19 protein-coding genes are annotated in these 22,909 nt (G+C 60.2%); 5 read left to right on the top strand and 14 right to left on the bottom strand.

Going from position 1 to position 22,909, the window contains the following annotated elements; genetic code table 11:
- Window positions 1-257: 257 nt before the first annotated feature.
- The gene (locus ACFVTJ_RS21125; protein ID WP_386910559.1) at window positions 258-953 is read right to left on the bottom strand and encodes a tellurite resistance TerB family protein; all 696 of its coding nucleotides are present in this window, start codon (window positions 951-953) and stop codon (window positions 258-260) included.
- Between the two features lie 109 nt (window positions 954-1,062).
- A complete protein-coding gene (locus ACFVTJ_RS21120) occupies window positions 1,063-1,701 on the bottom strand; it encodes a 2-dehydro-3-deoxy-phosphogluconate aldolase (protein ID WP_386910558.1) in 639 nt (212 codons plus the stop codon).
- A gap of 170 nt (window positions 1,702-1,871) precedes the next feature.
- Between ACFVTJ_RS21120 and ACFVTJ_RS21115 the strand changes: the two genes are divergently transcribed.
- From ACFVTJ_RS21115 to ACFVTJ_RS21105, 3 genes are all read left to right on the top strand, one after another.
- Window positions 1,872-2,360, top strand: a complete 489-nt coding sequence (locus ACFVTJ_RS21115; protein WP_386910557.1) for a CYTH domain-containing protein — start codon at window positions 1,872-1,874, stop codon at window positions 2,358-2,360.
- The gene (locus tag ACFVTJ_RS21110; protein WP_386910556.1) at window positions 2,344-3,252 is read left to right on the top strand and encodes a CHAD domain-containing protein; all 909 of its coding nucleotides are present in this window, start codon (window positions 2,344-2,346) and stop codon (window positions 3,250-3,252) included. The genes ACFVTJ_RS21115 and ACFVTJ_RS21110 overlap by 17 nt, the downstream gene beginning before the upstream one ends.
- 275 nt (window positions 3,253-3,527) lie before the next feature.
- Complete coding sequence (locus ACFVTJ_RS21105) at window positions 3,528-4,472, top strand: rhodanese-related sulfurtransferase (protein WP_386910555.1); 945 nt, start codon at window positions 3,528-3,530, stop codon at window positions 4,470-4,472.
- 126 nt (window positions 4,473-4,598) lie between these two features.
- Here ACFVTJ_RS21105 and ACFVTJ_RS21100 read toward each other — a convergent pair whose 3' ends face one another.
- The 12 genes from ACFVTJ_RS21100 to ACFVTJ_RS21045 all read right to left on the bottom strand — a co-directional run bounded on the left by ACFVTJ_RS21100 (window position 4,599) and on the right by ACFVTJ_RS21045 (window position 21,129).
- Window positions 4,599-6,842, bottom strand: coding sequence for a putative bifunctional diguanylate cyclase/phosphodiesterase (locus ACFVTJ_RS21100; RefSeq protein WP_386910554.1), 2,244 nt, complete (start codon window positions 6,840-6,842; stop codon window positions 4,599-4,601).
- Between the two features lie 196 nt (window positions 6,843-7,038).
- On the bottom strand, window positions 7,039-7,818 hold the full coding sequence (locus ACFVTJ_RS21095; RefSeq protein ID WP_006699526.1) for a MetQ/NlpA family ABC transporter substrate-binding protein: 780 nt from the start codon (window positions 7,816-7,818) through the stop codon (window positions 7,039-7,041).
- Window positions 7,819-7,851: 33 nt separating this feature from the next.
- Window positions 7,852-8,520: a methionine ABC transporter permease gene (locus ACFVTJ_RS21090; protein ID WP_386910553.1), complete on the bottom strand. Its 669-nt coding sequence runs from the start codon at window positions 8,518-8,520 to the stop codon at window positions 7,852-7,854.
- A complete protein-coding gene (locus tag ACFVTJ_RS21085; RefSeq protein WP_386910664.1) occupies window positions 8,510-9,550 on the bottom strand; it encodes a methionine ABC transporter ATP-binding protein in 1,041 nt (346 codons plus the stop codon). The genes ACFVTJ_RS21090 and ACFVTJ_RS21085 overlap by 11 nt, the downstream gene beginning before the upstream one ends.
- A 466-nt stretch (window positions 9,551-10,016) precedes the next feature.
- Window positions 10,017-10,646, bottom strand: a complete 630-nt coding sequence (locus ACFVTJ_RS21080; RefSeq protein WP_386910552.1) for an NAD(P)H-dependent oxidoreductase — start codon at window positions 10,644-10,646, stop codon at window positions 10,017-10,019.
- Window positions 10,647-11,012: 366 nt separating this feature from the next.
- Window positions 11,013-12,392 carry a GH1 family beta-glucosidase gene (locus ACFVTJ_RS21075; RefSeq protein ID WP_386910551.1) on the bottom strand — a complete coding sequence of 460 codons (1,380 nt, stop codon included), beginning with the start codon at window positions 12,390-12,392 and terminating at the stop codon, window positions 11,013-11,015.
- An 817-nt stretch (window positions 12,393-13,209) separates the two neighbouring features.
- A complete protein-coding gene (gene xylA / locus ACFVTJ_RS21070) occupies window positions 13,210-14,520 on the bottom strand; it encodes a xylose isomerase (protein WP_004445208.1) in 1,311 nt (436 codons plus the stop codon).
- A gap of 237 nt (window positions 14,521-14,757) precedes the next feature.
- Window positions 14,758-16,212, bottom strand: coding sequence for a xylulokinase (gene xylB / locus ACFVTJ_RS21065; RefSeq protein ID WP_386910550.1), 1,455 nt, complete (start codon window positions 16,210-16,212; stop codon window positions 14,758-14,760).
- Window positions 16,213-16,259: 47 nt separating this feature from the next.
- Complete coding sequence (locus ACFVTJ_RS21060) at window positions 16,260-17,282, bottom strand: LacI family DNA-binding transcriptional regulator (RefSeq protein ID WP_386910549.1); 1,023 nt, start codon at window positions 17,280-17,282, stop codon at window positions 16,260-16,262.
- Window positions 17,283-17,398: 116 nt separating this feature from the next.
- Window positions 17,399-18,049 carry a pyridoxamine 5'-phosphate oxidase family protein gene (locus ACFVTJ_RS21055; RefSeq protein WP_386910548.1) on the bottom strand — a complete coding sequence of 217 codons (651 nt, stop codon included), beginning with the start codon at window positions 18,047-18,049 and terminating at the stop codon, window positions 17,399-17,401.
- A 247-nt stretch (window positions 18,050-18,296) separates the two neighbouring features.
- Entirely contained in the window at window positions 18,297-19,880 is a 1,584-nt protein-coding gene (locus ACFVTJ_RS21050; protein WP_386910547.1) for a DHA2 family efflux MFS transporter permease subunit, read from the bottom strand.
- A gap of 34 nt (window positions 19,881-19,914) precedes the next feature.
- Entirely contained in the window at window positions 19,915-21,129 is a 1,215-nt protein-coding gene (locus tag ACFVTJ_RS21045; RefSeq protein WP_386910546.1) for an HlyD family secretion protein, read from the bottom strand.
- Window positions 21,130-21,290: 161 nt separating this feature from the next.
- On the opposite strand from ACFVTJ_RS21045, the gene ACFVTJ_RS21040 reads away from it, so the two are divergent.
- Window positions 21,291-21,977 carry a TetR/AcrR family transcriptional regulator gene (locus tag ACFVTJ_RS21040; RefSeq protein WP_386910545.1) on the top strand — a complete coding sequence of 229 codons (687 nt, stop codon included), beginning with the start codon at window positions 21,291-21,293 and terminating at the stop codon, window positions 21,975-21,977.
- Window positions 21,978-22,139: 162 nt separating this feature from the next.
- Window positions 22,140-22,886, top strand: coding sequence for a TerC family protein (locus ACFVTJ_RS21035; protein WP_386910544.1), 747 nt, complete (start codon window positions 22,140-22,142; stop codon window positions 22,884-22,886).
- Window positions 22,887-22,909 lie beyond the last annotated feature (23 nt).

Genomic DNA, 22,909 nt, shown 5'->3' with positions numbered 1-22,909 from the left:
CAGTGGATGTGGGGGGAGTGTGGAGTGGAGCGGCGGTCTTGGCGGGCGTGGTTCACCCCCCTCTGCCCTGCCGGGCATCTCCCCCACAAGGGGGGAGATCGGCTCGAGGCGACGTCCCGCCTATCTCAACATTCAAGAAAGAAGTGGCGAAAGAGCGTCTTGCCGATCTCCCCACCTGTGGGGGAGATGCCCGGCAGGGCAGAGGGGGGGTGAGCCACACGCCCAAACCTTCATGCCCAAGCCAAATAACGCCAACCTCAAACCTTCGCCGCCACCACCGTCGCCTCGATGTGATCCACCAGCGCATCCGGCAACCCAAGCCGCCCGGCAAGGAGATCGAGATACCCCCGCTCCGCACGCGTATCCGCCTCGATGGCGAGCCGTGAGGCGGTGTAAAGCTCCACCTTCTGCTCTTCCGTCCGGGCAGCGGCCACCAGCGCGTCGATGTCGAGCGGATCGGCCAGTTCCTTTTCAAGGAACCGCTCGGCTTCATCATCGAGGCCGGAGACCTGCACCTTATCCATGATGTTGGCGCGTTCCTTGTCATCGATATGACCGTCGGCCTTGGCGGCGGCGATCATCGCCTGGATGAGTTTCAGCGCGAAATCATTGGAAAGAGCTGGCGATTGCGGGTGGAAGGCGGAATCGGCCGGCGGTGCAAGAAGCTCCGGTTCGGGCTTCGGCGCAACGTCCGGAGCCTGTCCGGACTTGTAATTCTTGTAAGCGAGATAACCAAGGCCGGCGATGGCGGCCACGCCGCCAATGGTGGCGACATTGCCGGCAAGCTTGCGGCCGGTTTTGGTGCCGAGAATGGCGGCGGCGAGCGCGCCGGCCTTGAGGGGATTGTTCTTGGCGATATCGGCGGCCTGCCCGGCTCTGTCACGGACGCTTCCCGAAAGGCCCGGCACCTGGGAGCCGAGGAATTGTTCAAGAAGCTTCTTGGCGTCGAACATCAAAATCTCCTGTAGAGGTCAAATCTACAGGGGGAGATAGGAAGCCGTGGGCCGAATACAAATGTCAAACCCGCTCACGCCTTCGTGAACGGGTTTGACAGGAGACAAATCAGCCGCGCAGCGCAGCCGCTTCGGCGGCAAGCTTGGTGATGCCCGCCCAGTCGCCGGTTGCCACCAGTTCGCGTGGAGCAACCCAGGAACCGCCGACGCAGACCACATTCGGCAGCGACAGATAGTCGTTGGCATTCTTTAAGGACACGCTGCCGGTCGGGCAGAAGACCGTGCCGGCGAGCGGCGAAGACAGCGCCTTGAGGTAAGGTGCGCCGCCAGCCTGTTCGGCCGGGAAGAACTTCAGCACCTTATAGCCCTCGTCGCGCAGCGCCATGACTTCGCTGGCGGTGGCAGCGCCCGGAAGCAGCGGCACCTTGGAGCCACGCGCGGCTTCCAGCACGCTCTTATTGATGCCGGGGCTGACGATGAAGGTGGAGCCTGCTTCAGCGGCCGCTTCGAAATCCTTCGCATTGAGAATGGTGCCGGCACCCACATGGGCACCTTCCACTTCCGCGGCAACTGCACGGATGGCGTCGAGTGCTGCTGGCGTGCGCATGGTGATCTCGATTGCCTTCAGGCCGCCTGCGACCAAAGCGCGCGCCAAATGCACGGCGGAAGCGGCATCATCCACGATCAGCACCGGCACGACCGGCTGCAATTTGAGGATGGAGAGAAGTTTTTCGGAATCCTGGGCCAAGACGAGCCTCCTTGCGCGATTGAAACGATTGAAATCCCGTTTATCGATTAGCCTGCCCCGGCTTTGATGTCGAGGCATGGCAGGGCCATTTTTATCCAGATACTTCAATCAATTCGCTTCGTCATGCGGCCCACTTGCGATAATCTGGCCCCCCAGTTTGCGGAGACAGCATGGCCAAGGAAATCGAACGGAAGTTTCTTGTAGCAGATGGTGAATGGCGCAATGAGGTGACGCATAGCATGGCTTTTCGGCAGGCATATGTCGCTTCGATGGAAAACCGTTCAGTCCGCGTGAGGATCATCGACCGCCGTGAAGCAACCCTGACCATCAAGATCGGCGCAAGCGCGCTTGTCCGCGATGAATATGAATATTCCATCCCCCTCGAAGACGCCGAAGAGCTGATGGCAAGCGCGCCGGGCGTGGTGATCGAGAAGACCCGCCACACGGTGGACCATGGCGGCTTCACCTGGGAAGTCGATGTTTTCGAGGGAAAATATCGCGGGCTGGTCGTGGCCGAAGTCGAAATGAATGACGAGAATGCCAATCCCGATCTGCCATCCTGGCTGGGCAGGGAAGTCACGGGGGACAAACGCTTCTCCAACCAGTGGCTCGCCATGGACTGTCCGGATGGAGACCTGTCGGATGCCCTTCAGAATTGATCCGAAAAAGCCTTTCGGCGATGAAATTCGCCGGGCCGGGCTGGAGTTGATCGACGATACGATTACCATCCTTCGCGACCAGCCGTCTGGATCGCATGAGGCAGTGCACGAGGCCCGCAAGCGCCTCAAGCGGCTGCGGGCGCTCTACCGTCTGGTCCGCAAGGTGGCGTCCGATTTCGCCCGCGAGGAAAATATCCGCCTCCGCGATATCGCCCGCTCGCTCGCCTTTGCGCGCGATGCGACGGCGCTCGTGGAAACCGCGGAATATCTCGAAGCCTTTGCGCTTTCCGATACGCAGGGCGAGGCATTGCGGTCGATCACCGTCATGTTGCGTGAGCGCCGCGACGAAGCCCTTGACCACGAAGCCGGTCTTGATGAGGCGATAGCCGCGGCCATCGTGGGCTGCAAGACGGGACGCGAAAGGCTGGAGGCCCTCTCCCTGCCGGATGACCTGAAGAAGACCTCAAAGCTGGTGAGAACCGGCTGGGCGAAACAGAGGGTCAAAGCACGCCAGGCACTCTCTTCCTGTCGCGAACAGGCGGACGTCGAACATTTCCACGATTTGCGCAAGGCCGGCCAGACCTACTGGATGCATCTTGGCCTCATGCGCCGCCTCTGGCCCTCCGCGATGCGCGCCAAACGCGCCGACACCAAGCGGCTGGTTGATATTCTCGGCCATGAGCATGATCTCTCCATCCTCGCCGCCGTCGCCGATCGGGAACCGGATCGTTTCGGCAATGGCGAGCGACTGGCCCTGCTTCTCGACGCCATCATCGAACGGCAGCAGGCGCTGCGTGCCGAAGCCCTTGAACTGGCCGACGAGGTATTTTCCGAATCCGCCGGCACCGAAAGCCGCATCGTCGGGCAGCTGTGGCGGCAGGCGGCGAAGTAGGCCGAAGACGGTGGAGGGAAATACCGCCGCACTCGACGTCATCCTCGGGCTTGTCCCGAGGATCTGCAACGTTACGATCTTGCGCGACGTGATTAGATCCTTGGGACAAGCCCAAGGATGACGCAAGCGAGGTGTTGCCCTCTCGCCCCTCCCGGATTTGAGGCACGGACCGCCCGCCATTCGCCCTTCTCTCTCGGATATTTGACGATTTCCAAAATACCGCTCCCCGCTGATAAATATTGCTTTGCGACCGCCGTCGCTGTATTTCAGCGCCCATGACCGACACGACCATTCTCCCCCGCCCGGAAGTCTCTGGTGATTTCCTTGTGGCTGCGCTTTACCATTTCGCCCGCCTGCCGCGGTTCGAGAGCCTGCGCGAGCAGCTGTTCGAGCTCTGCCAGAAAAACGGCGTCAAGGGCACGCTGCTACTTGCCGCCGAAGGCATCAACGGCACCATTGCCGGGCCTGACGCAGGCGTTCACGCCGTGCTCTCTTTCCTGCGCGCCCAGCCGGAATTCGCCGCGCTGGAACACAAGGAAAGCCGCGCTTCGCACATGCCTTTCGTGCGGCTGAAGGTGAAGCTCAAGAAAGAAATCGTGACCATGGGCGTGCCGGATATCGATCCGAACCGGATCGTCGGCACCTATGTCGAAGCGCGCGACTGGAACGAGCTGATCTCCGACCCGGATACGATCGTCATCGATACCCGCAACGATTACGAGACCGCCATCGGCGTCTTCAAGGGTGCGGTCGATCCGAAGACGAAGACCTTCCGCGAGTTTCCCGACTGGGTGAAAAATAACCTCGGTCTGCACAACAAGCCGAAGATCGCCATGTATTGCACGGGCGGCATCCGTTGCGAAAAGGCAACCGCCTTCATGAAGGAACAGGGTTTCGATGAGGTCTATCACCTCAAGGGCGGTATCCTGAAATATCTGGAAGAGGTGCCGGAAGAAGAGAGCCTGTGGGAAGGCGCCTGCTTCGTCTTTGACGAGCGCGTCTCCGTTGTCCACGGCCTTGCCGAAGGCGACCATCAGCTCTGCCACGCCTGCCGCAACCCGATCACGCCGGAAGTGCGCCTGTCATCCAAATTCGAGGAAGGCGTATCCTGCCCGAGCTGTTATGATGAGCGCAGCGAAGAGGACCGCCAGCGCTTCCGCGATCGGCAGCAGCAGATCGAACTGGCAAAGAAGCGCGGCGAGCGGCATCTGGGGCGGTAAGCCCGGGCGGCTCTCGGACTCTATTTGCATTTGGATAGAGCGGGTGCCGCGTGTTTCTTCTTCACTGCGGTGAGAAGAAATGGGTCGCACCCTCAGGTGATCAAGAGGCGGTGGAAATAATAAGCCTCACGCCCCTGCCCGCAGCGCAAAGAGCGGCGCATCCTGCCCGTCCAGCATGGCGGTGATCTCTTCCGCCGCAACCGGTTTCGAGAACAGGTAGCCCTGCAATTCGTCGCAGCCGCACAGGTGCAGGATGGCCGCCTGCTCTTCCGTTTCCACGCCTTCGGCCGTCACCGGAATATCGAGCGACTTTGCCAGCGCCACGGTGGCCTGCAGCATTTCCAGCGAGCGGCCGCCCTTGTCGAGCGCCATGATGAGCGAACGGTCGATCTTCATCCGGTCGAAACCGAAGCGGCGCAGATATCCGACGCTGGCAAAGCCGGCACCGAAATCGTCGAGCGCGATGTGCAGGCCGAGCTGTTTCAGCTTTTCGATCGCCGCACTCGCCCGCTCGGGATGCTGGATGAAATACCCTTCCGTCATCTCCAGCCGCAGCCTTTCGGACGGCGTCTGCGTCACATCGAGAATATCCGCCACATGGCCGGAAAACGCCGGATTGCGGAATTGTACGGGGGAAATATTCACAGATAGCTTGATGGACGGCCATTGCCGGGCAGTCTCGCAGGCCTTGTGCAGCACCAGAAGGCCAAGCCGGTCAATCAGGCCGCTGGTTTCGGCGGCGGCGATAAAAATATCCGGCGGCACGAAACCGTAACCCGGCCTTTGCCAGCGGGCCAGTGCCTCCACGCCGGTAATGCAGCGCGTGGCGGCGTTGACGACCGGCTGGTACACCACCTGTATCTCGTCGTTTAGGATGGCGGAGCGCAAGTCTGCTTCCAGCTGCAGCTTTTCCTCGCGCAACGCATCCATCTTCAGTTCGTAGGAAACGTAACGGCCGCGTCCATTCTCCTTGGCCTGATACATGGCCATGTCGGCACGGCGCAACAGTTCCTCGCCATTGATATCGCCGGCGCGGGAGACGGAGGTGCCGATGCTGCAACCGATGCTCGCCACCCTTTCGCCGATGCTGAAAGGCTCGGTGAAGAGTTCGAGAAGCGAAAGGCAAAGCTTGCGGCCTTCCGCCCAGACATCGTTGCCCTGAATGGCGATGGCGAATTCATCGCCGCCGAGCCGCGCCAGCACGGCACCTTCCGGCACCAGCACCCTGAGCGCCGCCGCCACGCCCTTGATCAGCCGGTCACCGGCGGCATGGCCATAGGAATCATTGATTTCCTTGAAGCCGTCGAGATCGAGATAAAGCAGTTTGATATCGGACTTGTCCTGGCGGGCCTTGCCGACCATGCGGTTGAGTTGGGCAAAGAGCCCGGTGCGATTGTCGAGTCCGCTTAACCGGTCGCGCAGCGCTTCTTCCCGTGCCGCCGCCTCATCGGCCTTTAGCCTATCGAGCGTGGCAGAGCCGATGATGAGAAGCACCAGGAAAAACGTGCCGGCAATGCCGAGTGCGGTGAACACCACCGGCCGCGCCTCATGAAAGCTGACATCTCCCGGCAAATGCGAACGCCAGACGAGATGCGCCAGCACCTGCCCCATCGGGTTGACGATATCGATATGATTGGCAGCGGGCTCCTCGCCATAGCGTAGCTCAAGACCCTCGATAACATAGTTTCGGGCGAGCTTGTCCACTGTCGCCTGCTTGAGGTGACGGGCAAGAACCAGGTAGCGCCGCTCTGTACCCACCGGCGGCAGCGCTCCGGACTTCAGCCGCACGAGTGCAACGCCGGCAGCGGCAATGCCATCGCCGGTTTTAACGAAACCCGTGACCTGCGACGTGATGCCGGGCCGCATGGTCTGCACCCGCTCGATCATTTCCCGAAGGCCGCCGGCAAAATAGGCGTCAGGCTGCCATGCCACGGGCCTGCCGTTCTGATAGGCCATGCGGACCTTGTCATCCTCGTCGATGATCACGGCCGTATCGAAAAGATCGTTATTGACCGTCATCTCGCCATAATTGCTTGCCACCCAATCAAAACGATCCGGGGCATAGACGTGCACGGCGGCATCATCCCAGGCGGCGTAGTCATTCAGCGTCGCACCGAGCTGCTCGCGGAACGTGACGAGAGCGCCCGCCGTCGTTTCGCGTGAACGGGCATTGTCGAGCAGATTGGCCTTTTCGCGGACCTGGCTAAGGGCGGAAAGGACGAGAGCGGTGACGATGAGCAGCACCAGCGCGAAGGTGGACAATACAACGCCGACGGCGGTTCTACGCCCGACCGGCAAATAGTCCCCAATGTTGCGCGGCGCAATCCGCATAAAATCCCCTTCGAAAGCATCATCTTGCGAAGGAAACATTCAAAAGCCGTTAAACAGCCGCGTAATGCCTACCCAAAAAACAACGGGTAGAAACCCATAGTTCGAGCGAGCGACTGAAAAATCTTTCCATGAATTAGTGGGGGTTTTTCATGGAAACCAGCTTATTACCGTTCCGCAGACAAAAAACCTCCCCCGCGTACGGGAGAGGTCCTCATTTTCGAAATGCGGTAGTTTCTTACCAGGACGGGATGACCGTGCCGTTGTACTTTTCCAGAATGAAGGCCTTCACTTCCGGGCTGTGGTAGGATTCGACCAGCGTCTTCACCCAAGGCTTGTCCTTGTCCTGCGTGCGAACGGCAATGACATTCGCGTAAGGGGACTTTTCGCTTTCGATGGCGATGGAGTCCTTCTTGGGGTTCAGGCCGGCAGCCGTCGCATAGTTGGTGTTGATCACCGAAGCGTCGGTATCGTCAAGCGAGCGCGGCAGCTGTGCAGCGTCGAGCTCAACGATCTGGATGTTCTTCGGGTTTTCGGTGATGTCGGCAGGCGTTACCTTGAGGCCAGCTTCTTCCTTGACCTTGATCAGGCCCTTGGAAGCGAGAACCAGAAGCGCGCGGCCGCCATTGGTGGGATCGTTCGGAATACCGACCGTCGCGCCATCCTTCAGCTCGTCAAGGCTCTTCACCTTCTTGGAATAAACGCCCATCGGGGTGGTGATGGTGGTGCCGACGCTGACGAGATCGAACTTGCGGTCAGCGATCTGGTTGTCGAGGTAAGGCTGGTGCTGGAAGGAGTTGGCCTGCAACTCGCCATCGTTCAGCGCCTGGTTCGGCACGACATAATCGGAGAATTCGACGATATCGATATCGAGACCCTTGGCGGCGGCGATCTTCTTCACCTGTTCCATGATCTGCGCGTGTTCGGCGGGGGTGACGCCGATCTTGATGGTCTCTGCCAGCGCCTGACCGGCGGTGAAGAGAGCGGCGAGCGAGGCCGCGAGGATGAGTTTCTTCATGGGTGTCTCCTTGGGTTGTTATTATAAACGCTGTTAATTCTTGCGGGTCCGCTTGTCGAAGCTGCGCGCCAGCCGGTCGCCGGCGCTCTGCACCAGCTGCACCAGCACGATCAACACCAGAACCACGGCCAACATCACATCCGGCATGAAGCGCTGGTAACCGTAGCGGATGCCGAGATCGCCCAGCCCGCCGCCGCCGACCGCGCCCACCATGGCCGAATAACCGATGAGGCTGACCAGCGTGAGCGTGAGCGCCAGCGTGATGCCGGGCTTGGCCTCAGCCAGCAGAACCTTGGTGACGATTTGCAGCGGCGTCGCACCCATGGCGCGGGCGGCCTCGATCAGCCCCTTGTCCACCTCGCGGATCGCCGCTTCCACCAGCCTTGCGATGAAGGGCACGGTCGCAACCGTCAGCGGCACAATGGCGGCATTGGTGCCGATCGACGTGCCCGCCACCAGCCGGGTGAAGGGAATGATCGCCACGACAAGAATGATGAAGGGCGTGGAGCGCGCCGCATTCACGATGAGGCCGAGGATGCGATTGGTCATTGGCGCTGGAAACAGTTCGCCCTTGCCGCTGGTGGCAAGGAAAACGCCCATCGGCACGCCGATGATGGATCCAACGATGCCGGCAACGGCAACCATGTGCAGGGTTTGCAGCAGGCCCTTCAGCAGAAGGTTGAAGATCATATCAGGCGACATAACCGAGCACCTCCGTGTGAAGACCGGTCTCAGTGTAAAAGCGGGTGGCGCGGGCGGTGATTTCCGCCGAGGCCGGATAGGAGACGACCAGCGAACCGAAGGGTTGGCCGGAAATTTCCTCTATGGTGCCGGCGAGGATGTTCAAATCAGGGCCGATTTCGGCAACGAGGCGAGCGGTGAGCGGCTGGAAGGCCGTTTCGCCGAAGAACACCAGACGCACCAGAACACGGTCGCCTTCCGTGGCTTCAGGCTTCAGCCCTGAGGTAACCCAGTGCGGCAGCTTCACCCCGACAGACGACGACAGCAGGCTGCGGGTCGTCTCGTGTTGCGGGGCGGTGAAGATGTCGAAGGTCGTGCCTTTCTCGACAATCAGCCCCCTGTCGATGACGGCCACCTGCGAGGCGATGGTCTTCACCACCTCCATCTCATGGGTAATGAGCAGGACGGTGAGGCCAAGCTCGGCATTGATGCGCTTCAGCAATTCGAGAATGGATTGCGTCGTTTCGGGGTCGAGCGCAGAAGTCGCTTCGTCGGAAAGAAGCAGCTTCGGCTGGGTGGCGAGCGCGCGGGCAATGCCGACACGTTGCTTCTGGCCGCCGGAAAGCTCCGCCGGGTAACGTCTCGCCTTGTCGGAAAGGCCAACGAGATCGAGCAGCGGCGCAACCCGGGTCTCGATCTCCTTCTTACCCAGGCCGGCGATTTCGAGCGGCAGGGCCACATTATCGAAAGCGGTGCGCGAGGAGAGGAGATTGAAATGCTGGAAGATCATGCCGACGGATCGGCGCAGCGTGCGCAGGCTCTTTTCATCAAGCGCCGCAACATCGACGCCATCAACGATCACACGACCGGTCGAAGGCTTTTCAAGGCCGTTGGCGAGGCGGATGAGCGTGGACTTGCCCGCACCCGAGCGGCCGATGATGCCGGTGATGGAGCCTTTCGGCACGGTATAATCGACACCGGCAAGGGCTGCGAAGCCCGGCTTGCCGTCTGTGCCGCCAAAGGTCTTGGTCACGCCTTCAAACGTGACCATCGGCTCCTGTGCCGCCCCTTGCGGGACTGCCTGCTCTTGGCGCGCGGGCGAGGCCGCACTGGATAGAAAACTCATTGTGAACTCTGGGAATGCGTGACGGATCGGGTCTCAAAAAATCCTGTTGCGGTGCTGAACCGCTCTCTCATGCGGCCTTGCGGCACATTCGATGACAGCTGATTTTCCGGTTCATTTCGTCAGGCTTTCACTCAGAAATGCCGGGAATCGGCAATTCGATGGCGCATACATGCCCGCACACACCACCTTTTAACAGGGATGCTTTTTCAATTATCTGAAAAGAGAGGAAAAATCTACCGCAAAGCCGCCTAGGCGGCCTTGCGGTAGTCTGGAGCGCTTTTGCGTTCTTCGAATCGCAAAAACGCTCCAGCTCTTTGTGTGCCGCATTTCCGGACGGAAAACCGGATTCCACTTTTCCTGGAAATGCTTTAGCTTTCGCGATTGGGAGAAATCAGACGCGGCTGACGAATTCTTCGACTGGGCGGCGTACCTTCTTCAGGTTCACCAGCCAGTCGCCTTCCGGCTGGCGATAGCCGAGCGGCAGGATGGTGACAGAGCGCAGGCCCTTTTCGCGAAGGCCGAGGATTTCATCAAGCTTTGCCGGGTCGAAGCCTTCCATCGGGGTGGAATCAACGCCCTCAAAGGCGGCCTGCGCCACGGCCATGCCGAAGCCGATATAGGCCTGACGGGCGGCGTGCTCGAAATTCACCTGCTGCTCGCGCCGCGGATAGGTGGACAGCAACATCTGGCGATAGGCTTCCCAGCCTTCATTCTTGATGCCGCGTTCTTCGTTGACCAGATCGAACATGTGGTTGATCCGCTCTTCGGTGTAATTATCCCACGCCGCAAAGACCAGCAGATGCGAGCCTTCGGTCACCTGCGCCTGGTTCCAGGCGATCTCGCGGATCTTGGCGCGCACTTCCGGATCGGTGACGACGATGACTTCAAAGGGCTGAAGACCGCTGGAGGTGGGCGCAAGCCGCGCTGCCTCGACAATACGCTCGACCTTGTCTTCCGACACAGCCTTGGAAGGATCCATTTTCTTGGTGGCGTAACGCCAGTTGAGTTTTTCGATAAGCATGTTCGTTTTCCCTGGGAGGACCAGCCCGCCCTGCCCCTTGACGGCAGAATGGGCGCTACGCTTTGTAGCCCGTCTCACATAGGAGGCGGGGCGGCGGGCGCAAGCAGGCACCGTGGGGTAACCGATAAAAAAGTTTGGAAAACTGATAATAAGGGGGGAGAACTTTATTGCGGCGGGCGCTGACACGTCGCTTGCTACCGGATGCGGCGCGTAAAGTTCATGCACGGCCGTCCCCCAACCATCATTCCTGTGCTTGTCACAGGAACCCAGCCGACACGCGTCTGCGTGGCGGAAAGACTCTTTTCAGCCAAAGGACTTGGGCTGGCTGGATCCCTTTGACGAGCACAGGGATGAGGGAGGTGACCGTTACGGCTTCACCACCCCGTGGTTCCCCTTCGGAAAACCCGAAGCCAGCGTGCTGTACCATTTTCCGCTGTTCTTCAGCGTGCGCACCTGCGTGTCATAATCCACATGCACCAGCCCGAAGCGCATGCGGTAACCCTCGGCCCATTCGAAATTATCCATCAGGCTCCAGGCGAAATAACCGCGCATCGGATAACCGTCGCGGATGAGATCGGCGACGATGCCGAGGTGTTCGGCATAATAATCGAGACGCGGCTGGTCATTTACCTCACCGTTTTCGACGCCCATATTGTAGCAGGCGCCGTTTTCGGTGATGTAGCAATCCGGCAGATCGTAACGCTTGTAGAGCGTCTCAACCAACGACTTCAGAGCCGGAGCGTAAACCTCCCAGCCGATATCGGTCTTCACGTCGCTGACCGCCGGTGCGGGCGTGGTCGCGGGGAATTCCGCGCCCGGTGTTGCGTCGTCGGCAACCCGCATTGGCGTGTAATAATTCAGGCCCCACCAGTCGAGCTTCTGGCTGATGATGCCGAGGTCTTCCGCCTCCACGACGGGCATGCGATCACCCAGCGATTCCATCATTTCGGCGGGATATTCGCCCTTGAAGACCGGGTCGAAAAACGCGCCATTGTGGAACTGGAAGGCCCGCTCAGCCGCCTTCAGATCGGCTTCGCTATCGGAAGCGGGAATGACGGAATGCGCGTTCAGCACCAGCCCCACTGGCACTTTCGGCGCGACATGGCGGGAAGCCTCCACGCCAAAACCATGGGCGAGGTTCATGTGGTGCATGGCGGCAAGCGCCGCTTCCATGTTGCGTTCGCCCGGCGCGTGGATGCCATAGAGATGGCTGAGCCAGACGGCGCACCAGGGCTCGTTGAAGGTCGCAACCGCATCCAGCCGGTCGCCGAGGCGAGCCATCACGGTCTTGGCATAACGCTGGAAGGCGTGCGCGGTCGAGCGCGAGGCCCAGCCGCCATCTCCCATCAGGGTGAGCGGCAGGTCCCAATGGTAAAGCGTCGCATAGGTCTTGATGCCGCGCGCCTTGCAGCCATCAACGAGGCGGTCGTAGAAATCCAGACCCTTCTCATTGATCGGCCCGAAACCATCGGGAATGATGCGCGGCCAGGCGATCGAGAAACGATAGGCCTCCACCCCCATCTCCTTGATAAGATCGAGGTCTTCCTCCCAGCGATTGTAATGATCGCAGGCGATATCGCCATTGTGACGCCCGAAGACATGGCCCGGCATGTTGCAGAAGGCATCCCAGATGGAGGGCTTGCGACCATCCGCCTTGGTGGAACCTTCGATCTGGAACGAGGCAGTCGCGACGCCGAACAGGAAGTCGCCGGGGAAACGGGCTGCAAGCGTTTTGGGATCGGTCATCGGAGAAGCCCTTGTCGTCCATCGGGTGAGAAAAGATCAGCAGCGGTTTAGACCATGTCGCTTGCGAGGTACAGCCGGGCTCGGCAGAATCTACAACGTTTCAGGATGCGCGGTTAACAAGTCCAAAGCGCTTTGCATGCGCAAACGTCGCCGCAGCGCTTGGCCGGCGGCGTGGAAGGCAGGCCCGGTGAATGCGGGTGGAATAGGTAGTGGTGGAAGTATTTGCATGCACCGGGCCGCATTATGGAGACCATAATCATGGCCTCTCACTTACGGCCTTTTCACGACATCTATCCGATCAGCCCTTCCCGCCTCTGGCCGTGCGGGACGCCTCTCCGAAACACGGTCTACCAGAACCATGCTTGTCGATGCCGGCAGCCAGTTCGCAAAAGGCGCCGCGCGTATCGCCCTTCCGTTCCGGTTGCGGGAGGAATGATGCAGCCAACGGAGGCGATGGGGATGGAAGAGGAAGGATTTTTTCGGAAGTGACTGAAAAGGAAGGAGGGGTGGCGCGGAGTTGTCCTCGCCTTTAAAAGCCTGCCGGAGAGCGAGCCACCGGATCAGGCGTTTCAACCTTCTTCCTCCGACTGTGGAATGGTATCTGCAGCATCAGGGCCGAAGACTGCATAAGCGGCATCCCGCATATTCGACGTCATCCTCGGGCTCGTCCCGAGGATCCAACCACCTCTCAATCAATTGAGACGTTGCAGATGCTCGGGACAGGCCCGAGCATGACGGAAGCAAGGTCTTGCAGCTTAATCGAGCCTGTGAATGGGGGGAGGTTCCCCCATCCACCGTCTTTGAACAAACCAACCCGTCAAACGTAACGATTGACCACGTTTTCGAGATATTCCTGACGACCCGATTTTGGCTCAGGATTGATATCCTCGCGCTCGACCAATGCCGCAATCTCGTCGAGCTTCAGCTCGCCGCGCAGCATCTTCTGGGCTTCCGGCGAATCCCACTTGGCGTAGCGCTCCTTAAGCGGCTTCGACAATGCGCCGTCCTCGATCATTTTCGCCGCCGCCTTCAGGCCCCGGGCGCAGCAATCCATGCCACCGATATGGCCGATCAGCAGATCCTGCGGATCGAGCGACTGGCGACGCAGCTTGGAATCGAAGTTGGTGCCGCCATTCTTGAAACCGCCGCCGGCGAGAACATGGTAATAGGCCAGCGCCATTTCCGGCACGTTGTTGGGGAACTGGTCGGTATCCCAGCCGGACTGGTAATCGTTGCGGTTCATATCGATGGAGCCGAAGATGCCGAAGGCGTTAGCCATGGCAAGCTCGTGCTCGAAGGAATGGCCGGCGAGGATCGCATGGCCCTGCTCGATATTGACCTTCACTTCCTTGTCGAGACCGTTTTTCTGCAGGAAGGCATAAACGGTGGCGACGTCGTAGTCGTACTGATGCTTGGTCGGCTCCTGCGGCTTTGGCTCGATCAGGATCGTGCCTTCAAAGCCGATCTTGTATTTGTATTCCACCACCAGATTGAGGAAGCGGCCAAGCTGGTCGAGCTCGCGGGACAGATCGGTGTTGAGCAGCGTTTCGTAACCTTCACGGCCGCCCCACAGAACGTAGTTCGCGCCGCCAAGCTTCTTGGTGGCGTCCATGCAGGTCTTCACCGTTGCGGCGGAGAAGGCGAAGACGTCAGGATCCGGATTGGTCGCAGCACCCGACATGAAGCGGCGGTTGGAGAACAGGTTGGCCGTGCCCCACAGAAGCTTCACGCCGGTATCGGCCTGCTTCTGCGCAAAATAATCGACGATCTCGTTGAGGTTCTTCGTGTTTTCGGCGAAGTTCTTGCCTTCCGGGCGCACGTCCGCATCGTGGAAGCAGTAGAACGGCGAACCGAGCAGCGAGAAGAATTCGAATGCCACGTCGGCCTTCAGTTTCGCGGCCTGCATGCTGTCTTCGAACCACGGACGCTCGAACGTCTGTCCACCGAAGGGGTCGCCACCCGGCCAGGTGAAGGTGTGCCAGTAGGCCACTGCAAAACGCAGATGGTCTTCCATGCGCTTGCCCGCGACGATTTCATCCGGGTTATAATGGCGGAAGGCCAGCGGATTGGTGCTGTCGGGGCCTTCATATTTGATCTTGGCGATATCGCCGAAGAAGCCTGTGCTCATTGGGTGGTTCCTCCTTGGTGGGTTGGGTGGTGTTTGAATTTCGAGGTTGGAGGGCGGGGTTTACCCCCCTCTGTCCTGCCGGACATCCCCCCCTCAAGGGGGGAGATCGACTCGTGGTTAGGTCTTCACCTCTTGCAAGGCTGGAGATGAAGCGAGGTATCCGCCGCTTGCCGATCTCCCCCCTCGAGGAGGAGATGCCCGGCAGGGCAGAGGGGGGTAAACCGCACCCTCAACACCTCACTGCGAAAGCCCCCTGATCGCCGGATAAACCGCATGATACCGCCGGTAAGCCTCCTCATAAGCACCAGCCAGATCGGCCACCGGCTCAATCGTCCGGGCCGTCTCCGGTTGCGAGCACACCGCCACCGGGTCGGCACCAGTCGCAGCAATCAGGCCGAGACGCGCAGCACCGAAGGCCGCACCGAAATCGCCTTCCGCCGGAATATCGACGGGCACGCCAAGCGACGTGGCGATCGAGGCCAGCCAATAGGCCGAGCGTGAACCGCCGCCGATGGCGGTGACGCGGGAAATGGAGGTGCCGGCGGATTTCAGCGCTTCGAGATTGTCCCTGATCGCGAAGGTCACACCCTCAAGCACGGCCTGCGTCAGCGCCTTGCGGTCGCTTTCATGCGAAAGGCCGATGAAGGAGCCGCGGATGGCGGCGTCGTTGTGCGGTGTGCGCTCACCGGAAAGATAGGGCGCGAAGGTAACACCGGTCGGGGCAAGCAGCGTTTCGCCCAGCTCTCCGGTCAGATCGGCGGCGGACTGGCCTGTCAGGCGCGAATACCAGTTCAGCGCGTCCGTGGCGGACAGGATGACGCCCATCTGGTGCCAGGTGTTGGGCAGCGCGTGGCAGAAGGCGTGTACGGCGCTTTCCGGCTTGGGCAGATAGGAGGCGTTGGCGGCGAAAAGCACGCCCGATGTGCCAAGCGAGACGAAGGCATGGCCTTCCTTTACCGTGCCCATGCCGCAGGCCGAGGCGGCATTATCGCCCGCCCCACCGGCAACGACGGTGCGGCCGGTAATGCCCCATTCAGATGCCAGTTCGGCACGCAGAACGCCCGCCTCATCCGTGCCTTCGACCAGCGACGGCATGTGTTTTTCATCGAGCCCCGTCGCGGCAAGCAGGTCGGAAGACCATTTGCGCGCGCCGGTATCGAGCCAGGAGGTGCCGGCGGAATCGGACATTTCCGAGATATATTCGCCGGTCAGCCAGAGACGCAGATAATCCTTCGGCAGCAGCACCTTGGCGACTTTCGCGAATATCTCGGGTTCATTCTTCGCGACCCAGGCAAGCTTCGGGGCGGTGAAGCCGGGGAAGACGATATTGCCTGTTATCTTGCGGAAACGAGGATCGGCATCCAGTGCTGCGGCCTCGGCATGGGAGCGGGTGTCGTTCCACAGGATGCAGGGGCGCAGCACCTTGCCGTCGGCATCGACAAGTGTGGCGCCGTGCATCTGGCCTGACAGGCCGATGCCTTTGACGGCAGCAAGTTCTTTCGCAAACTTCTGCTTCAGGCCGGCAACGGCGGTTTTTGTCGCGGCAATCCAATCCGCCGGATCCTGTTCCGACCAGCCATGATGCGGGCGCGAGACATCCAGCGAGCCGTTGGCCGAGCCGATGATTTTCTGATCGCCGTCCATCAGCAGGGCTTTGACGCCTGATGTGCCAAGATCGAGACCGAGATACATGTATTTCTCCATTCCGGCGCGCCATGCGCCGCTTTCAGCAGTTTTATTCAGGGAAGATTGTCCCTGAGGAAGATGTCGATACGAATACGTTCCTGCGCCGCGATGACGGGCAGGCCATCGGCGCGCGCCTTCAACACGCGTATGGCGCTGCGCACCTCATGGCCGGCATCCTGGTTGAGCACGGCATCGAGCAGCCCTTGCCGCAGCGCGTTGGCAGTGTTTTCCGTCAGCTCATGGGCGATGACCGCAAGCGCTCTTTCGCCATCGGCGGCGCCAAGCGCCTTGATGAGACCGCGATTACCTGCGCCGAGACTGTAGACGCCTGCCAGTGCGGCATTGCCAAGCGCCTCGCGAATCAGCGCCTCGACGGTCAGCGGATCGTCCCTGCCCTCCAGCACCGGCAGCAGCCGTACCTGCGGAAATTCGGTTTCGATGACGGCGCGAAAACCGTCCAGACGCTCGCGATGGTCACGCACCAGCATGGAGCCGGCGACAACAGCGACATCGCCGCTGCGCCCGGAAAGGAAACGGCCCATCAGGCTCGCCGCCGTGCGTCCGGCCGCGACGTTGTCCACACCGGCATAATGATCACGCCGCGAGCGCGAGAGATCGGAGACCAAGGTCACGGTAGCGATGCCGTCTTCCGCCAGCCGATCGGCGGCCTGCGCCACATCTTCGGAATCGGTGGCGACGAAGGCCACGCCGGATGGTTTTTCCCGCCGCGCAACCTCGAGAGCTTCCGTGAGCGCCGCCGCATTAAACGGCGGCACCTCGATGACACGGATCGCCGTGCGCTCCAGATGGGAGCGGCTGGCGGCGGCCCGCACTTCGGCGCGCAGGGTCGCCATGAATGAATTGTCGTTGCCCGGCAGGATGAAGATCATCGAATAATTGCGGCTCTTTGCCAGGTTGGCGGCCGCGATATCGCGCACGTAACCCAGCTCGGCAATGGCGGCTTCCACCCGCGCCCGCGTCGCCGCATGCACGCCGGGGCGCATGTTCAGCACCCGGTCAATAGTGGCGAGGCTGACGCCCGCCCGCTCGGCGATATCGTGAACTGTCGGCTTCATGGCTCCTCCCTCCCCTTCCATATCCAGCTTTGCCGCCGTCGTAAATCGAAAAATGATGTACGTACCTCATATTTCATTAAATGGCTGCGGAATATCAATCCCGGCATGGACTGAGGCTAATAGAGGGTCCGCCGGTAGTCCTGCTCCAGCTGCTCGTCCATCTTTTGCATCTCGTCTCCGTTCGTCGGCGCTCCCGTTGTCTCATCGAGAATGATCTTGATAAGCGAGGGCATTTCCGACCTCACCTGCAAATGCGCGGGATCCCACAGGTGGGAGCGCCGAAATGCCTTGGCGCAATGCATGAAAACCTCATCAACCTTCACGACGATGGCGAGTTTGGGGATACGATCCGCAACGCTCATGAGCTTCAGCAGTTCGGGATCGTTGCTCAGTGTCGCACGCCCGTTGACCCGCAACGTGTCGTCGAAACCGGGCACGATGAACAACAGACCGACAATAGGGTTGGCGATGATATTGCTGAGCGTATCAAGGCGATTATTGCCCGGCCGGTCCGGGATCGCCAGCATGCGCACGTCGAGAACCTTTACAAAGCCCGGCGGATCGCCGCGGGGGCTGACATCGGCCTTTCCCTCAAGGTTCTGGGTGCCGATGCAGAGAAATGGCGAACGCCTTATGAACTCCTGCGCATGTTCGCCGAGCCTGTCCTGACACTTCTGCAGCGCGAGGGCATGTGTCGGCTCGAACAGGCTGCGAAGCGCCGGTTCATCGGTGATTGCAAAATCTGGATTGAGTTCCAAGGCTGCCATGATCTCCCCCTCTGAACTGCCCCTGCCCAAGGAGCTAAAATCCGGGTCAGCCGTCCTCCCGGCCCCGTTTTCGCTACCTTGAACTTTTTTTGAGGTACGTACGTCAATGGCTGATATATATGGCTTGCCCGCTGCGATCAACAGCTGAAATCGGCCACTAGACGAAATCGAGATTTTGGCCGGATGCAAAAAAGGGGCCGTCATTTCCGACGGCCCCAGCTCTGCGGTGGATGGGAGGGGATTGTTATCAGTGCGCCGCGTCTGGTGGCGGCGCTGCCTTGGGTTTCTGGATCAGGATCGTCATGAAGATCAGGCTGGAGAACAGAATCGTCAATGCGAAGAACACATCCGCGAAGGCCAGAATCCATGCCTGCTGCGAGACCACGCCAACCATTTTCTTGACCGCGACGGAGGCCCCGTCCAGGCCGTAGGAATCATAGTTGGCGCCGACACTGTTCAGCCATTCCAGCGCCTGCGGGTTGGAATAGCTGATATGTTCTGCCAGCCGCACATAATGGTCGTCCGTGCGCTGCGACAGCATGGTGTTGATGATGGCAAGACCAACCGCGCCGCCGAGGTTACGTGTGAGGTTGAACAGGCCGGACGCGTTGCGAATACGAGCTGGCGGAAGCGTGCCGAGCGCGATGTTGTTGATCGGCACCATGCACATCATCAGGCCGAAACCGCGCAATATCTGCGGGATCAGCAGCTCGTAGAAGTCCCAGTCGGTCGTCACATGCGTCATGATCCAGGTGCCACAGCCGAAGCTGATGAAGCCGATGGCCATCATCGCCCGCGGATCGAGCTTGGTGGAGACCTTGCCGGCGATGGGCGCGGTGAAGAACATGGCAAGACCGGACACGAACATGGTTTCGCCAATCATCAGCGCATCATATCCCCTCACCCGCCCGAGATAGAGCGGGTAGAGATAGGTCAGGCCATAAAGGCCAATGCCCATGACGAAGGAAAACAGCGAGCCGATCGAGAAGTTGCGGTCCGCGAAGGCGCGGATGTCAACCACGGGGAATTCCACCTTGAAGGCGCGCCAGAAGAACACGACGGCACCGATGACCATGGCGACCGAGCCCAGCACGATGCGCTCGTCGTTGAACCAGTCCTTGTTGTTGCCCTCTTCCAGCACATATTCCAGCGAGCCGAGGAAGACCGCCATGGAGATCAGCCCCCACCAGTCGAACTTCTTCCAGAGCGACCGCTCCGGCTTGTCGAAATCGATCAGGCTCCAGGTCAGGATGGTGACGATGATGCCGGGGATGATGTTGACGAGGAACAGCCAGTGCCAGGAAAAGGCATTGGAGAGATAACCGCCGACAGTCGGGCCGATGGTGGGTGCAAGCGTGGCGACGAGACCGATGATCGGCGAGACGACAGAACGCTTCGACGGCGGGAAGATGGTGAAGGCGGCCGCAAAGACCGACGGGATCATACCACCGCCGATAAAGCCCTGGATCGCGCGATAGACGATCATCTGGTCGATATTGGTGGCGGTGGCGCAAAGCGCGCTCGAGATCGTGAAGCCCGCAGCACAGGTGGCGAAGAGGACGCGCGTGGAGAGAATGCGCGCCAGCGTGCCCGACAGCGGGATCATAATCACTTCCGCGATCAGATAGGAAGTCTGCACCCAGGCGATCTCATCCGAGCCGGCGCCGAGGCCGGCCTGGATTTCCGCAAGCGAGGCGGACACGATCTGAATGTCGAGAATGGACATGAACATGCCGAAGACCATCGCGAAGAATGCGATGAGCCTGCGCCTGTCCATCGGGGGATCGGCGGGGATGGACGCCCCGCCCGTACCGACAACCGTAGCCGCCATGATCTTGACCTCAACGGCGCATCAGCGATGCGCCTTACTTGGCTTCCGGGTTAACTTGCGCCGTTCTGGTGCCTTCCGGCGCCGTGCGGGTATCCACGTCGACAACGACGCTGAGGCCGGCGCGCAGATTGTGCTTTGCAAGGTCTTCCTTGGAGAAGACGATACGAACCGGGACGCGCTGGATCACCTTGGTGAAGTTGCCCGTCGCATTTTCCGGCGGCAGCATGGAGAAGACCGAGCCCGAACCAGGCGAGATCGACTGCACGGTGCCTTCAATCGTCGCATCATCAAAGGCATCGACATGCACGCGCACCTTCGAACCGGGCACGACGCGGGCAAGCTGCGTTTCCTTGAAATTGGCGTCGATATAAAGCTCGTTCATCGGCACCAGCGACGCCAGACGCTTGCCGACGGACACCAGATCGCCATTCTGCACGGCGAGATTGCCGATGACGCCGTCATAGGGCGCCTTGAGAACCGTGAAGGAGAGATCGCGGGCTGCCTTGTCCTTGGAAAGCTGCAACGAACGGATCGTGCTTTCGGCTTCCTCGCGCTGGGCGCGCAAAAGTTCCACATTGGCCTTGGCCGAAGAGATGGCGGCGTCACCGGCCACGACATTCGCCTTGGCCTGATCAAGTGCTACCTGCGCATTGTCGGAAGCGGCAACCGTGCCGACATCCTTGGCCTGCAGTTCGCTCGCGCGCTTCTGGGTGATTTCGGCGCCGCGAAGTGCAGCATCCAGCGCGCCCTTCTGGGCGACGGCCTGTTCCAGCGAAGCTTCGCCGCCAATGATCTGCGCATCGATACGCTTCAGCGACAGCTGCTCGGTGCGGATCTGGGCGTCTGCCTGTTCGAGCGCGATGCGGTAATCGCCATCGTCGAGCGTCACCAGCGGATCGCCTGCCTTGACTTCCTGGTTCTCAACCACGTTCACCTTGGCGACGTAACCGGAAACCTTCGGTGCGATGACCGCGATATCACCTTCTATATAGGCGTCATCCGTCGACACCAGGAAGCGGCCGTCGATCCACCAGTTGTAACCATACCAGCCCGCACCGGCCAAAAGGGCGATCGCTATGATGGGAAGAAGCTTGGAGCGCTTCTTCTGTTTCGGCGCAGCCGTCGTCTGAGCAGGCGGCGCAGCCGGAGCCTCCGCCGGCTTTGCGGGAGAGGTCTCGGCCTTGGCGGAGATATCCGCCTCTTCCGCATCATTAGCGGCGCGAACCGCGCTATTCTTCTGGGCCGACATGAGAGTGTACCGTGATAGATTGAAGAAAGTTTTTTCGAACTGAACCGTTCGGTTCGATTGACATAATCTCTTTCCTGACACATATCAAGTGTTATCGAACCGATTGGTTCGACGTTCGGTTAATTTTTTTTACGTCATACCGATGCTAAGGGGCATTAGCGATGACAGTTGAAGACAGGGATATGGAGACGGAAACGGAGACGGTCTGTCCGGGCAACACCGCCGGGCGTTTCGCGGCGGGCGAAGATCCTGCCAAACGCGACCAGATTCTGGCTGGCGCGTGGCGCGTGTTCAAGCTCAAGGGTTTCGACGCGGCCAGCATGAACGACATCACGCGGGAAGCCGGCGTTTCCAAAGGCACGATCTACGTCTATTTCTCCAACAAGGAGGATTTGTTCGCCGCCCTTGTCGACCATCACCGCCAGGAATTCGCCACCTCCATGCGTAATATTCTGGCTGGCACCGAAGAGGTGCGCAAAGGCCTCGAGCAATTCGGCAAGGCTTTCGCCAACAAGATGATCTGCTCCGATATGATCCCCGCCATGCGCTCGGTGATCGGCGTCATCGATCGTATGCCCAAGCTCGCCCAGCGCTTTTTCATCGCAGCGCCCAACAATGTCCGCACCGTGCTTCAGGATTTCATTGAGCACCATGTCGCTCTCGGCCACCTGAAAGTAGACGATGTCGAACTGGCAGCGCGGCAATTTATCGAGCTTTCCACTGGCACGTTCTTCAAGCTGCGCCTGTTCGGGGAGATCGACGGACCGGTTCCCGAGGAGGAACTGGACCGGGTGATCGGCAGCGCCATCAAGGTATTCATGGCGGCCTACGGAACCGACAAGGCCTGAGATCATTCAGCAACGGCGAAAGCGCCGATACGCGGACTGCGCGAAATTTCGATGAAATTATGCGCATCGGAGACGCGATCTCCTTGTTTCTCGCGTATTGCGCTATAAGTTCCACCCACCGACTATTCGGTTGGCCTTGTTGCTGAAAGGAAAATTTCCCTGATGGAGTCCGTTCTCCCTCTCCTGTCCGATCCCGCCGCCTGGGTGGCGCTCGTCACGCTGATCGTCATGGAGGTCGTGCTCGGCATCGACAACCTGATCTTCATCTCCATTCTCACCAACAAGCTGCCGCCCGAACAGCGCGAAAAAGCCCGCAAGATCGGTATTGGCCTTGCGCTCGTCATGCGTCTCGGCCTGCTCGGCACCGTCGCATGGATCGTGCAGCTCACCACGCCGGTCTTCGAAGCCTTCGGCCACCCCTTCTCGTGGAAAGACATGATCCTCATAGCGGGTGGTCTCTTCCTGGTATGGAAGGCGACCAAGGAAATTCACCACAATGTCGACCCGGAAGATCACAAGGAAGACATGGTGGGTGGCCCGGCCGCGATGAATTTCGGCGCCGCCATCGGCCAGATCCTGCTGCTCGACCTCGTTTTCTCGGTGGACAGCATCATCACCGCCGTCGGCATGACACCGCATCTGCCGATCATGATCGTCGCCGTCGTCGTCGCTGTGACCGTCATGCTGCTCGCCGCAACGCCGCTGGCCAACTTCATCGAGCGCAACCCCACCATCGTCATGCTGGCGCTCGCCTTCCTGATGATGATCGGCACGACGCTGATCGCCGAAGGCATGGGCTTCCACGTTCCCAAGGGCTACGTTTATGCCGCCATGGCGTTCTCGGCGCTGGTGGAACTGCTCAACATGCTCGCGCGCAATGCGCGACGAAACAAAAAACAACCGCACTGACGGGCGGCTGCAACGACTGGCGT

Source organism: Agrobacterium sp. NPDC058088 (genome assembly GCF_042885035.1).
In the GTDB taxonomy this organism is placed as follows: Bacteria; Pseudomonadota; Alphaproteobacteria; order Rhizobiales; family Rhizobiaceae; genus Agrobacterium.
This window is presented reverse-complemented; position numbering and strand designations above follow the sequence as displayed.

Coding starts and splice junctions, on each gene's coding strand:
- ACFVTJ_RS21045 (WP_386910546.1), bottom strand. CDS start 21,129: ATGTCGGCCCAGAAGAATAGCGCGGTTCGCGCCGCTAATGATGCGGAA.
- ACFVTJ_RS21100 (WP_386910554.1), bottom strand. CDS start 6,842: ATGTTTCCTTCGCAAGATGATGCTTTCGAAGGGGATTTTATGCGGATT.
- ACFVTJ_RS21060 (WP_386910549.1), bottom strand. CDS start 17,282: ATGAAGCCGACAGTTCACGATATCGCCGAGCGGGCGGGCGTCAGCCTC.
- ACFVTJ_RS21095 (WP_006699526.1), bottom strand. CDS start 7,818: ATGAAGAAACTCATCCTCGCGGCCTCGCTCGCCGCTCTCTTCACCGCC.
- ACFVTJ_RS21050 (WP_386910547.1), bottom strand. CDS start 19,880: ATGGCGGCTACGGTTGTCGGTACGGGCGGGGCGTCCATCCCCGCCGAT.
- ACFVTJ_RS21090 (WP_386910553.1), bottom strand. CDS start 8,520: ATGTCGCCTGATATGATCTTCAACCTTCTGCTGAAGGGCCTGCTGCAA.
- ACFVTJ_RS21080 (WP_386910552.1), bottom strand. CDS start 10,646: ATGCTTATCGAAAAACTCAACTGGCGTTACGCCACCAAGAAAATGGAT.
- ACFVTJ_RS21040 (WP_386910545.1), top strand. CDS start 21,291: ATGACAGTTGAAGACAGGGATATGGAGACGGAAACGGAGACGGTCTGT.
- ACFVTJ_RS21115 (WP_386910557.1), top strand. CDS start 1,872: ATGGCCAAGGAAATCGAACGGAAGTTTCTTGTAGCAGATGGTGAATGG.
- ACFVTJ_RS21075 (WP_386910551.1), bottom strand. CDS start 12,392: ATGACCGATCCCAAAACGCTTGCAGCCCGTTTCCCCGGCGACTTCCTG.
- xylA (WP_004445208.1), bottom strand. CDS start 14,520: ATGAGCACAGGCTTCTTCGGCGATATCGCCAAGATCAAATATGAAGGC.
- ACFVTJ_RS21055 (WP_386910548.1), bottom strand. CDS start 18,049: ATGGCAGCCTTGGAACTCAATCCAGATTTTGCAATCACCGATGAACCG.
- ACFVTJ_RS21110 (WP_386910556.1), top strand. CDS start 2,344: ATGCCCTTCAGAATTGATCCGAAAAAGCCTTTCGGCGATGAAATTCGC.
- xylB (WP_386910550.1), bottom strand. CDS start 16,212: ATGTATCTCGGTCTCGATCTTGGCACATCAGGCGTCAAAGCCCTGCTG.
- ACFVTJ_RS21125 (WP_386910559.1), bottom strand. CDS start 953: ATGTTCGACGCCAAGAAGCTTCTTGAACAATTCCTCGGCTCCCAGGTG.
- ACFVTJ_RS21105 (WP_386910555.1), top strand. CDS start 3,528: ATGACCGACACGACCATTCTCCCCCGCCCGGAAGTCTCTGGTGATTTC.
- ACFVTJ_RS21035 (WP_386910544.1), top strand. CDS start 22,140: ATGGAGTCCGTTCTCCCTCTCCTGTCCGATCCCGCCGCCTGGGTGGCG.
- ACFVTJ_RS21085 (WP_386910664.1), bottom strand. CDS start 9,550: ATGGTCACGTTTGAAGGCGTGACCAAGACCTTTGGCGGCACAGACGGC.